The sequence below is a fragment of the Pelagibius sp. genome (genome assembly GCF_028281305.1).
Taxonomy (GTDB): domain Bacteria; phylum Pseudomonadota; class Alphaproteobacteria; order Kiloniellales; family Kiloniellaceae; genus Pelagibius.
Map to the genome: position 1 here is coordinate 120,322 of NZ_JANQKD010000023.1, position 11,655 is coordinate 131,976.

Genomic DNA, 11,655 nt, shown 5'->3' on the forward strand with positions numbered 1-11,655 from the left:
CAGCTACTCTTCGTCCCCGCCCCGAAGGCTTCCGCCGAGCGCCCGGCCCTTGATGATCGACTCCTCTCCCAGTTTGTTGCGGACCTGGTCCATAACCAGTTCGATCTTGACCCGCTTGTTGCGTTCGGGATCGAGAAGGTCCGGCAGATCGGCATCATCGTCGGCAACCAGATCGGCGGCACCGACGCCGATGAGGCGGAAGGCGCGTCCATCGGCTTCATGGCGCAGAAGCGGCTCGGCCGTTCGATAGATCTCCTCGGCCATCTGGGTTGGCGTCGACAGGCGGCGTGAGCGCGACACCAGCTTGAACTCCGCCGTCTTCAGCTTGAGGTGAACGGAGCCGCCGGCCAGGGAGGCGCGCTTCAGCCGCTTGGCCACCTTTTCGCAGAGCGGCCAGAGCTGGGCGGCGAGCCGCTCGGCGGAAGCGATGTCGGTGTTGAAGGTCGTCTCTGAGGAGATGCTCTTCGTGGCGCCCTCGGGACTGACCCGCCGGGCGTCTTCGGCGCGCGCGAAATGATAGAGGCGCGTGCCGATGCTGCCGTAGCGGGCGACGAGGGCGCTCTCCTCGTAAGGCAGAAGATGACGCACCTTCGTGATCCCGTCGCGGGCGAGGGCGGCTTTCAGAGACTTGCCGACTCCCCAGATGATGCCTACGGGGCGGTCCGCCAGAAAGGCGCGTGCCTCCCGCTGGCCGATGACGGCAAAGCCGCGGGGCTTGTCCAGGTCGGAGGCGATCTTGGCGAGAAACTTGTTGAAAGAAAGGCCGATAGACGCGGTCAGGCCGAGATCGTCCTCTATGCTCTTGACCAGGCGTGCCAGGCTGCGCGCAGGCCAGCCATGGTGAAGCGCCTCCGTCCCGCCAAGATCGAGGAAGGCCTCGTCTATGGACAGCGGCTCCACCATGGGCGTGAGCGCGCGCATGCGTTCGCGGATGTCCTTGCCGATGGTGCTGTACTTCGCCATGTCCGGGCGAATGACGACCGCATCGGGGCAGGCCTTCAGCGCCTTGAACATCGGCATCGCCGAGTGCACGCCGTACATCCGCGCGACATAGCAGGCGGCCGAGACGACGCCGCGGCGCCCGCCGCCCACAATCACCGGCTTGTCCCGCAGCTCCGGCCGGTCGCGCTTTTCCACGCTGGCATAGAAGGCATCGCAATCGATGTGGGCAATCGACAGCCTGTCGAGCTCGGGGTGCCGGATCAGCCGCGGACTGTCGCAGTTGGGGCAGCGCGCGATCTCAGGGGAGTCGTGTGCCTGCGTCTCGGGGACCTGATGCCCGCCAAAGGCCTGCAAGCAGTCACGACAGATAGCCGGCATGGCGTCAACCTGCTTCTCGCGTCGGAAGCGGTGCTTCGCCAGCGGGCCAGAGATGGGCCGCGCCGAAGACGCCGCTCGAATCGCCGTGAGCGGCCTTTACGATGGGAGTGACCACCTCGTCCGAGAACACGTAGCGCGGCAGCAGGGCCGGGACGTTCGTGTAGAGCCGATCGATGTTGGAGACGCCGCCGCCCAGAACGATGATGTCCGGGTCGAGCAGGTTTATGACCGGCGCAAGCGCGCGTGCCAGCCGGTCTTCGAAGCGCTCCAGGGCCGCATTGGCCGCCGCCTCGCCGCTTTCTGCCCGCTCCGCGATCGCCGCCGCGGTCGCTTTCTGTCCCGACGCCGCCTCGAAATCGCGTGCGAGCCCAGGGCCCGAGAGAAAGGTCTCGACGCAGCCGCTGAGCCCGCAGTAGCACGGCGGACCCGGCAACTCGTCGGGCCGCGGCCAGGGCAGGGACATGTGGCCCCACTCGCCGGCGATAGAGTTCTTGCCGACATGGGGGCGTCCGTTGATGGCGACGCCTCCGCCCACGCCGGTTCCGAGGATCACACCGAACACGATCTCAGCGCCCGCCGCCGCGCCGTTGGTGGCCTCCGACACGGTCAGGCAGTTGGCGTCGTTTGTGATGCGCAAAGGCCGTCCCAGGCGCAGGGCAAGATCCTTGTCGAGCGGTTTTCTGAGCAGCCAAGTTGAGTTGCAATTCTTGATTAAACCATTGGATGCAGAAAAGGCGCCGGGAATGCCGATACCGACGCTCCCGCGCATTCCAAGCTCGCGCTCAATCTCCTCGATCAGCGCGGAGATCGCCGCAATGGTCGCTGCGTAATCCTCACGCGGGGTGGGTACGCGGCGGCGGATCAAAGTGGCCCCCTTGCGGTCGATGGCAACGGCTTCAATTTTCGTGCCGCCGAGATCAACGCCGATCTGCATGAATTTCCTACCTATTTTGCCTCTTGGTGAATGTGGCACCAGACCTTAGTGTAAGCAAAACTTACCAAAAATTAACTTTATCGTTCTATCACTGTGGTGAAGCTGGTGTCGGGGCGCGGCAGGGGAACTGCGGTATTCTCACCGGACTTTGAGACGATCTTGTCGGTGCGGTCTTCCCCGAGGACGGTACCTTTCATCCAGGAATGCCACGGGGCAGGGCAAACAGCATGATGAATGGAACAAACAGCGTTGCGAGCGAGAGCATGGCTAAGACTGTGCTGATTGTGGAAGACAACGAGCTGAACATGAAGCTCTTCCATGACCTCCTCGAGGCGCATGGCTACAATATCCTGCAAACCAAGGACGGCATGGAAGCGCTGCGCCTGGCGCGCGAGCACCGGCCCGATCTGATCCTGATGGACATTCAGCTTCCCGAGGTGTCGGGTCTGGAAGTGACGAAGTGGATCAAGGAAGACGACAATCTGAAGGCCATTCCGGTTGTCGCCGTGACCGCCTTTGCCATGAAGGGCGACGAAGAGAAAATCCGGGAGGGCGGCTGTGAGGCCTATATCGCCAAGCCGATCTCCGTCACGAACTTCCTGGAGACTGTCGAGCGTTTCCTGAACTAGCTTCGACAGAGCACGGCCGACACGATGACCGCGCGAATCCTGGTAGTTGATGACATACCGGCCAATGTGAAGCTGCTCGAAGTCAAGCTTTCGGCTGAGTACTTCGACGTCCTGACCGCTTCCGACGGACCCCAAGCCATCGAGATGGCGCGCAGCGAAGCGCCCGATCTCATCCTCAGCGACGTCATGATGCCGGGGATGGACGGTTTCGAGCTTTGCGAGACGCTGAAGGCGGATCCTGCGACCAGCCACATTCCGCTGGTTATGGTGACTGCGCTGAGCGACGTTTCCGACCGTGTGCGCGGCCTGGAAGCCGGCGCCGACGACTTTCTCACCAAGCCGGTCAACGACATCGCGCTCTTTGCTCGTGTGCGGTCTCTGGCACGCCTGAAGCTGATGACCGACGAGCTGCGCGTGCGCCAGGCAGCCAGCGGCAACGGCAACGTGCTCTCGGAGAACGACATCGAGGTCGAAGGCCGGATCGCGGATGCCCGGGTGCTGCTGGCCGATGCGAGCGATACCCTGGCCGCCAAGGTCGCCGACTATCTGGGTGAGGACGGGCACCGGACCGACCACGTGCGCACCGCATCGGAAGCCCTCAACGCCACGCAGGGCACGGGCTACGATCTGCTGATCGTCAGCCTGCATCTGGGCCAGGAGGACGGCCTGCGCCTATGCTCGCAGTTCCGCTCCCAGGAGGACACGCGGCACGTTCCCATCCTGCTGCTGCTGGATGAAGAGGACCTGCCCCGTCTGCCCAAGGGGCTGGAGATCGGCGTCACCGACTATGTGATCAAGCCAATCGACCGCAACGAACTGCGGGCGCGCACGCGCACCCAGATCCGCCGGCGCCGCTATCACGACAAGCTGAGCGACATGCTGCGCAGCTCGGTTGCGCTGGCCTATACCGACACGCTGACCGGCGTCTACAACCGCCGCTACATGAACGCCCACCTCGACCGCAAGATCATCGAGATCGCGGAGACCGTGAAGCCCGTCTCCCTCCTGATGTTCGACCTCGATCACTTCAAGAGCGTCAACGACACCTACGGGCACACCTCAGGGGACGAGGTTCTGCGCGAGCTCGCCGAGCGGGTCTCCGACGGCGTCCGCGACATCGATCTCGTTTGCCGCTATGGCGGCGAGGAGTTCGTGATCGTCATGCCCGATGCCGACATCGACGTCGCCGTGAACGTGGCCGAACGGGTCCGGAGTCTGGTCGCCGGCCAGACCTTCGAGGTTTCCGGCAGCGAGGCACCGCTGGAGGTGACTGTCTCGGTCGGGGTGGCGACGACCCGCGATCCCACCGAGACACCGGAGACACTGATTTCCCGCGCCGACGAGGCGCTTTATGCGGCGAAGGCCGGCGGGCGGAACTGCGTCCGTTCGGCGGAGCTGGAGCGCCGTGCCCAGCGTTCGTCCTCCGCCACTGCTGCAGGCGCCGACTAGGCCGACCCGCGGGCTATATCCTCAGGGCAATCCGCGAAATGCAAAACGGCCGCGTCAGGGCGGCCGTTCAGCGATGGATGATCCATAGCCGCCAACCGCGGCCTGGGCATCACTTCATCTTGGATTCCTTGAAGAGCACGTGCTCGCGCGCAACGGGATCGTACTTCCGGAGTTCCAGCTTCTCGGTCATGGTGCGCGGGTTCTTCCTGGCCACGTAGAAGTAGCCGGTGTCCGCGGTGCTCACCATCTTGATCAATTGCGTGGCTGGCTTGGCCATGTCCGCTGTCCTTTAACCTGTACTCGGCACCTGATGTGCCGGGGAGTGCGAGGGAAAATAGCGGTCTTGGGCAGACTGTCAAGCCGATCCCGGGCCGGATCGGTCGAAGACTTTCTTCCTATCAACCTCCGGAGGCCTTGACGAGACCACCGCTGCGCTGCGCCGTATCCGGAGCGCCTTCGACGACCCGGGCAAAGAGGGTCGGGTCCTCGAGGAGCTGGGTTGCCACTTCGAGATCGAGCTCGGTCTGCTCTTCCCGCGAGGGGCAGTTGGCCCGCAGGTCTTCGACCGCCTGATCATCGTTGAGGTCGATCTGCTGCAGCCGCAGACCCCGATCCAGGGGCAAAGCGCCGCTGTCGATCAGCGTCACCACATCGTCGAGATCGGAGACCTCGCCGGAGGTGCAGATGTCAGGCATGACACCGCGGCGGTGCAGGGCGTAGCCCGAAGGTGCGTGGAAGCGCGCCCAGGTCAAGGTCAACTCGCCCTGGTTGGGCAACTGCTCGATCCGCTGCACCGTGCCTTTGCCGAAGGAGGTGCTGCCGACCACCACGGCGCGGCCCGAGTCCTGAAGAGCGGCGGCGACAATCTCGGCAGCCGACGCGGAGCCCCCGTCGACCAGCACCACCATGGGCACACGTGCGATGAGGTCGCCACGGCCGGCGCTGAAGTACTGATGGCTGTCGGGGTGGCGGCCATGGGTCGCGACGATCCGGCTGTCGCTGACGAAGAGATCGGAGACCTCAACGGCCTGATCGAGAAAGCCGCCGGGATTGCCGCGAAGATCGAGAATGAGACCTTTCAGGTCGTCGCCGAACTCGTTCTCGATCTGCTTGACCTTCTGCTTCAGGGTGTCCGTGGTGCGCTTGTTGAAGCTGGACAGGCGGATATAGGCCAGATTGCCTTCCCGGCGGTAGGACACGGTCTGCGGCACGATGTGGGCGCGCTTCACTTTCACCTGAAGTGCCGTTTCGCTGGCATCGCGATCGATCGTCAGGTTGACCTCGGAGCGGACCGGTCCGCGCAGGCGGCGGACCACCTGGCGCTGGGAAAGCCCTTCGACAGGTGCGCCGTCGATTGCGGTGATCACGTCGTCGCTTGCGAGGCCGGCGTCCTCGGCCGGCGTATCCTCCATGACCGAGAGGATCAGCACACCCTCCTCGATCAGGCGAATTCTAATGCCGATCCCGCCGAAGCCATCGCGACTGGCCCGGTTCTCCCGTGCAGCTTCGCGTCCGGCATAGCGGGAAAAGCTGTCGAGCTGGCTGAGGACGCCGTCAAAGACAGCCTCGTAGAGCTGCTCCGGGTTGGCGCTGTCCAGATCAACCGAGTGATAACGGCTGGCGCTGATAGCGGCCGCTGTCAGCGCACCCCAGGCTTTGGCATCATCGGAGTTCGGGGCCGGATAGCTGGCCATCGAGGTGCCATCGATGCTGACCCGCACCAGATCGCCGTCTCTGGCCACGCCGATGGCCGGATCGATACTGGCCAGGCTGCCCATACCCGCGATCGCAAGCTGGGAGACCGACACCTCCTCGATAAAGATGTCGGAAACGTAGCCATAGCCGGTGCTGAACAGATGCCCCGCCCGCGCTTCGTCGTAGCCGGCGGGCGGCGCGGAGTCCTGCGATGCGCAGGCGACCATGAGGAAGGCGAGGCACAGGGGACCCGCGCGCCGCAGCAGCCCGCGGAACTCAAACATCTTCAACTCGATGGTCTTGAACGACCCAGACCTCATTGCCACCCTTAGCAACCCCCGTCGCGCCCCTTGAACCAAACATAAGCGAAGTCGTTAACTCCACGCAAAGCGCAAATTCGCTAGCCCAGGGAGATTCAACACTTCGCGTCTGTTAGTAAGCACCCTCTAGCGTCAAAGATTCGTTAACGCCAAGGTAATAATTCTCTATCGGTCCTTTCGATCTCTGCGTGCCCGGTCCTTTGTACCCGGCGCCGGTTTGCGCCCGGCTTTGGCCCGTTTTTTCTTTCTGCCCGGCTTTTGTGGCAATTTTCGGGCCTTGGCCGGCGGGGTCCGGCTGGTGCTCAAGGGATCCCACTTCTCACGGGTATTTTGCGCCGATCTGCTACCTTCAGTTGAGCCATCGCCCGACTCGAGCAGGGCGAGAATGAGGCCGCCGGTAACGGGATTCGACTCCAGCAGGCGCACGCGCACCCGGTCGCCGAGCCGGTAGACCCGGCCCCAGCGTTCGCCCTCCAGGCTGTGACGCGCTTCGACATGACGATAGAAATCGTCTGGCAGGGTGCTGATGGGGATGAGGCCGTCGGCCCCACTGTCGTCGAGGGTGATAAACAGCCCGAAGCGTGTGACGCCGTTGATCCGCCCGCTGAAGTCCGCCCCGACCCGGTCCTGCAGGAAGGCCGCGGTAAAGCGGTCGACCGCGTCGCGCTCTGCGGCAGCGGCCTGGCGTTCGGTGGCGCTGATGTGGGAGGCGGCCTCGTCAAAGCGACCCTCCGCATCCGGCGGCAGGCCGTCTTTGCCGAGCCCCAGGGCGGCAATGAGAGCCCTGTGCACCAGAAGATCCGCATAGCGCCGGATGGGCGAGGTGAAGTGGGCGTAGTGGGTGAGGGCGAGCCCGAAGTGGCCGATGTTCTCCTGGCTGTAGATCGCCTGGCTCTGCGCGCGGAGAATGAGATCGTTCACGAGGCCGGCCTCCGCCTGGCCCGCGACCTTGACCAAGAGCTGTGTGAGCATGCGCGGACGGACCACCTGGCTGGCGTTCAAGCGCAGTCCAAGACCGCGCAGCACCTCTGCCAGGGCCTTGAGGCGCACCGGGTCCGGCTTGTCGTGCACCCGGTACATGCAGAGCTGACCGAGCCGCTCCAGCTCGCGGGCCGCGGCCACGTTGGCGGCAATCATGAACTCCTCGATCAGACGGTGGCTGTCCAGGCGCTCACGCGCCTCGATGGCGATCACCCTCCCGTCTTCTGCAAGGCGGACCTTGCGCTCCGGCAGGTCCAGTTCGAGCGTGCCGCGTTTCTCCCGCGCCTTGATGAGAGCGTGAAAAGCTCCGTAGAGCGGCGGCAGCACCTGAGCCATCACCGCCTCGTTCCTGCCATCACCCCCCGGCGCAGGGCTGCCCTCGTGGGCGGCCTGCACCTGCTCGTAAGTCAGCCGTGCTGCCGAGCGCATGAGTCCGCGCACGAAGCGCTGACGCAGCAGGCGCCCCTCGGCATCAATCCAGAGGTGGACCGCCATGCAGGGCCGGTCCTCCTTCGGGTTCAGCGAGCACCAGCCGTTAGACAGTGCAGGGGGCAGCATCGGCAGGACGCGGTCGGGAAAGTAGACCGAGTTGCCGCGGCCGTAGGCCGAGCGGTCCAGCGGGCTGCCCGGGCGGACGTAGTGGGCAACATCGGCGATGGCGACCAGCAGGTGCCAGCCGCCGGCGTTTTTCGGATCGTCATCCGGCTCGGCGAAGACGGCATCGTCGAAGTCCCTGGCGTCCGCGCCGTCAATCGTCACCAAGGGTATCGCGCGCAGGTCCTCCCGCTTTGCAAGCGTCGCGGGGCCGGCGGCCTCCGCTTCGGCGACGGCGTCCTCGGGGAATTCGTTGATCAGGCCGTGCTCGTGCAAGGTGATGAGACTGAGCGCCTTGGGGTCATCGCCGCGCCCGAGGCGCTGAACAACGCGGACGGAACGGAGGCCGAGGCGTGGACCCCGGCGGCGCTCCGGCAGGATCTCCGCCAGCACGAGTTCGCCCGGCTGGGCTTCGCCGGCATTCTCGGAAGAAAGGATGAAATCGCGCTTGGCACGCCGGTCGGTGGGGCGCAGGCGCCCGCCTTCGTCGCTCCGCTCGTATAGGCCGAGAACCCGGCGTTGCGGCCGGTCCAGCTTGCGGATGACTTCCGCTTCGTAGCTCTGATCGCTGGTCTTCTTGAGCCGGGCCAGCACCCTTTCGCCGACCGCCAGGGTCGACCGGCTGCCGCGGGGCGGCGCCAGATAGATGGTCGGCGGCGGTGCCTCGTCTTCCCAGACCGCAGGCCGCGCGCGCAACTCGCCGTCTTCGTCGAGCTCGCTCACTTCGATCACCATAACCGAAGGGAGATGCCCCGGCGTCGCATGGCGCCGGCCGGTCTGGCGCTCGAGCAGGCCATCGGCCTGCAAATCCTTAAGGAGAGCCTTCAGCCGGATGCGATCGTTGCCCTTGATGCGAAAGGCACGGGCGATCTCGCGCTTGCCCACCGGCTCGGCGCTTTCCTTGATGAAGGTGAGGACCTGTTCCTTGGTGGGGAAGGGTGCGGAGCGGGCCTTGGCAGCCGGTTCCTTCTTGCGCGCCACCTTGGGTCAGTCGGCGACCGTCGAGGGGACGGCTTTCGCCTTCTTCGCCGGTGCCTTTTTGGCTGTCGTCTTTTTGGTTGCCGCTTTCTTTGCGGTCTTTTTCTTTGCGCTCTTTTTCGCTGCCGGTTTCTTCTTGGCGGCGGCCTTCTTTTTCGCAGCCGGTTTCTTGGCGGCTTTCTTTTCGGCCTGGGCGGCCAGCAGCGGCAGGGCCTGTTCCAGGGTGATCGTCTCCGGGTCGATATCGCCGGGGATCGAAGCGTAGAGACGCAGGTGTTTTACGTAAGGCCCGAAACGGCCCTTGCCCTGGGTCACCGGCTTGCCGTCATCCGGGTGGTCGCCCAGCGGGCGGCCCGCCGCCGCACCGCGCTTCGGCGCTTCGGCGATCAGAGCGACGGCGCGATTGAGCCCGATGGTCAGCACATCGTCGCCTTCGGTGAGCGAGCGGTAGGTCGACCCGTGCTTCACATAGGGGCCGTAGCGCCCGATGCCGGCACTGATTGTCTTGCCGTCTTCGGGGTGGTTGCCCACCTCGCGCGGCAGCGCAAGCAGGGCCAGAGCCTTGGCGAGATCGACCTCTGCCGGGGAGAGCCCCTTGGGCAGCGACGCCCGCTTGGGCTTGGTATCGCCCTCCGGCTCGCCGGCCTGGAGATAGATGCCAAAGGGCCCCTTGCGCAGGGTGATCGTCTTGCCGGTTCCCGGGTCCTCGCCAAGTGGCTTGGGATTGGTCAGGTCGATGCCGTCGGTGTCGTCTCCCTCGCCGGGGACGGCGAGGGCGCGTGTGTAACGGCAGTCCGGATAGTTCGAGCAGCCGACGAAGCCGCCTGTGCGGCTGAAGCGCAGACCCAGCCGCCCGTCGCCGCAGGAGGGGCAGGCGCGCGGGTTCCTGTCCGGATTCTTCGGGTCGTGCGGAAAGAAGTGCGGCCCCAGGTCTTCGTCCAGCGCATCGATGACCTGCGTGATGGACAGCCCGCTTGCTCCCTCGACCGACGTGCTGAACGCCGACCAGAAGTCCCGCAGGACCAAGCGCCAGTCGATGCGCCCGCCGGAGATGTCGTCGAGCTTTTCCTCCATCTCGGCGGTGAAGTTGTACTGCACGTAGCGTTCGAAGAAGCTGGCGAGGAAGGCAACGACCAGGCGGCCGCGGTCTTCCGGCACGAAGCGGCGCCGGTCGAGCTGGACGTAGTTGCGGTCCTGCAGCACCTGAAGGATGGAGGCATAGGTCGAGGGGCGCCCGATGCCCAGCTCCTCCATCTTTTTCACCAGGCTGGCCTCGGTGTATCGAGGAGGCGGCTGGGTGAAGTGCTGCTCGGGGCGGATCTCCTGACGGGTCAGGGCCTCGCCTTCGCTCAGCTTCGGCAGGCGGCGGTCGCCCGGCTTATCGGTGTCGCCGTTCGCCTCGTTGTCGCGGTCGTCCCTGCTTTCCTGATAGAGCGTCAGGAAGCCGTCGAAGGTGACGATGGAACCGGTCGCCCGGAGCTGGGCCACGCCGCCGTCGGCCTTGATGTCGACGGCGACCTGGTCGAGCTCGGCCGAGGCCATCTGGCTGGCCACCGTGCGGCGCCAGATGAGATCGTAGAGCTTGCGGCCGTCGTCATCGAGAAAGGCGGCGATGTCCTTCGGCCGGCGGAAGAGGTCCGTCGGACGGATGGCCTCATGCGCTTCCTGGGCGTTCTTGGCCTTCGACTTGTACTGGCGTGGGCCCTCCGGCAGGTAGGGGTCGCCATAGTCGGTGGAGATCAAGGAGCGCGTGGACGACAGGGCCTCCTCGGCCATCTGCACGCCGTCGGTGCGCATGTAGGTGATGAGGCCGACCGTTTCGCCGCCCAGGTCAAGGCCCTCATAGAGCTTCTGGGCGACACGCATGGTGCGCGTGGCGCCGAAGCCCAGTTTGCGCGACGCCTCCTGCTGGAGGGTGGAGGTGGTGAACGGCGGATAGGGGTTGCGCTTCGTCTGCTTGCGCTCGACCTGGGAAACGGCAATCTGCGTTGCCGCTTCGAGCTTCGCCGTCGCCGCCTTGGCCGCGGCCTCATTGCCGAGGTCGAACTTGTCGAGCTTGGTCCCGTCCAGATGGGTGAGCCTGGCGGTGAAGCCGGCGCCCGCGCTGTTCAGCAGCGAAACCTCGATGGACCAGTATTCCTGGGGGCGGAAGACTTCGATCTCAGCCTCACGCTCACAGATCAGACGCAGGGCCACGGACTGCACGCGTCCGGCCGAGCGGCTGCCGGGAAGCTTGCGCCACAGCACCGGCGAAAGCGTGAAGCCGACGAGATAGTCCAGCGCCCGCCGCGCCATGTAGGCGTCGATCAGTTCGCGGTTCAGGCTGCGCGGATGGTCGAAGGCCTCGGCGATTGCCTTTTTTGTGATCTCGTTGAAGACAACGCGCTCGACATCGACTCCGTCGAGCACGTCGCGCCGCTTCAGCTCTTCGACGATATGCCAGGAAATCGCCTCGCCCTCGCGGTCCGGGTCGGTCGCGAGATAGAGGTGTTTGCTCCGCTTCACCGCATCGGCGATTTCTTTCAGGCGCTTTTCGCCTCGCTCGTCGACCTGCCAGCTCATGGAGAAGTCTTCGTCGGGCCGCACCGAGCCGTCTTTTGCCGGCAGGTCGCGGACATGGCCATAGCTGGCCAGAACCTGAAAGTCCTTGCCCAGGTACTTATTGATGGTTTTCGCCTTGGCGGGCGATTCAACGACGACGACGTTCATGCGCTGTGATGATTCGCTCTGTTCCTTACGATCTCGCTAAAGCGGC

8 protein-coding genes are annotated in these 11,655 nt (G+C 64.9%); 2 read left to right on the forward strand and 6 right to left on the reverse strand.

The genetic code is table 11. The features are described 5' to 3' along the window. Positions 1-3 precede the first annotated feature (3 nt). Both Q0982_RS06455 and Q0982_RS06460 read right to left on the reverse strand, forming a co-directional pair. Positions 4-1,320 (reverse strand): DNA polymerase IV, encoded by a 1,317-nt coding sequence (locus tag Q0982_RS06455; RefSeq protein ID WP_299393111.1) that lies wholly within the window; start codon positions 1,318-1,320, stop codon positions 4-6. Between the two features lie 4 nt (positions 1,321-1,324). Beyond that, complete coding sequence (locus Q0982_RS06460) at positions 1,325-2,254, reverse strand: ROK family protein (protein ID WP_299393113.1); 930 nt, start codon at positions 2,252-2,254, stop codon at positions 1,325-1,327. A gap of 263 nt (positions 2,255-2,517) precedes the next feature. Here Q0982_RS06460 and Q0982_RS06465 point away from each other — a divergent pair, with 263 nt between their 5' ends. Together Q0982_RS06465 and Q0982_RS06470 are read left to right on the forward strand one after the other, a co-directional pair. Beyond that, positions 2,518-2,883 (forward strand): response regulator, encoded by a 366-nt coding sequence (locus tag Q0982_RS06465; protein ID WP_299393115.1) that lies wholly within the window; start codon positions 2,518-2,520, stop codon positions 2,881-2,883. A 24-nt stretch (positions 2,884-2,907) separates the two neighbouring features. Next, positions 2,908-4,332 carry a PleD family two-component system response regulator gene (locus Q0982_RS06470; RefSeq protein WP_299393128.1) on the forward strand — a complete coding sequence of 475 codons (1,425 nt, stop codon included), beginning with the start codon at positions 2,908-2,910 and terminating at the stop codon, positions 4,330-4,332. A gap of 109 nt (positions 4,333-4,441) precedes the next feature. Here the strand turns inward: Q0982_RS06470 and rpmG are convergent, their stop codons facing one another. From rpmG to topA, 4 genes are all read right to left on the reverse strand, one after another. Then, on the reverse strand, positions 4,442-4,609 hold the full coding sequence (gene rpmG, locus Q0982_RS06475) for a 50S ribosomal protein L33 (protein ID WP_299393130.1): 168 nt from the start codon (positions 4,607-4,609) through the stop codon (positions 4,442-4,444). Positions 4,610-4,730: 121 nt separating this feature from the next. Then, positions 4,731-6,347 carry a S41 family peptidase gene (locus Q0982_RS06480; protein ID WP_299393133.1) on the reverse strand — a complete coding sequence of 539 codons (1,617 nt, stop codon included), beginning with the start codon at positions 6,345-6,347 and terminating at the stop codon, positions 4,731-4,733. Positions 6,348-6,512: 165 nt separating this feature from the next. After that, positions 6,513-8,903, reverse strand: a complete 2,391-nt coding sequence (gene rnr / locus Q0982_RS06485) for a ribonuclease R (protein ID WP_299393135.1) — start codon at positions 8,901-8,903, stop codon at positions 6,513-6,515. A 6-nt stretch (positions 8,904-8,909) separates the two neighbouring features. After that, on the reverse strand, positions 8,910-11,609 hold the full coding sequence (gene topA, locus Q0982_RS06490; protein WP_299393138.1) for a type I DNA topoisomerase: 2,700 nt from the start codon (positions 11,607-11,609) through the stop codon (positions 8,910-8,912). Positions 11,610-11,655 lie beyond the last annotated feature (46 nt).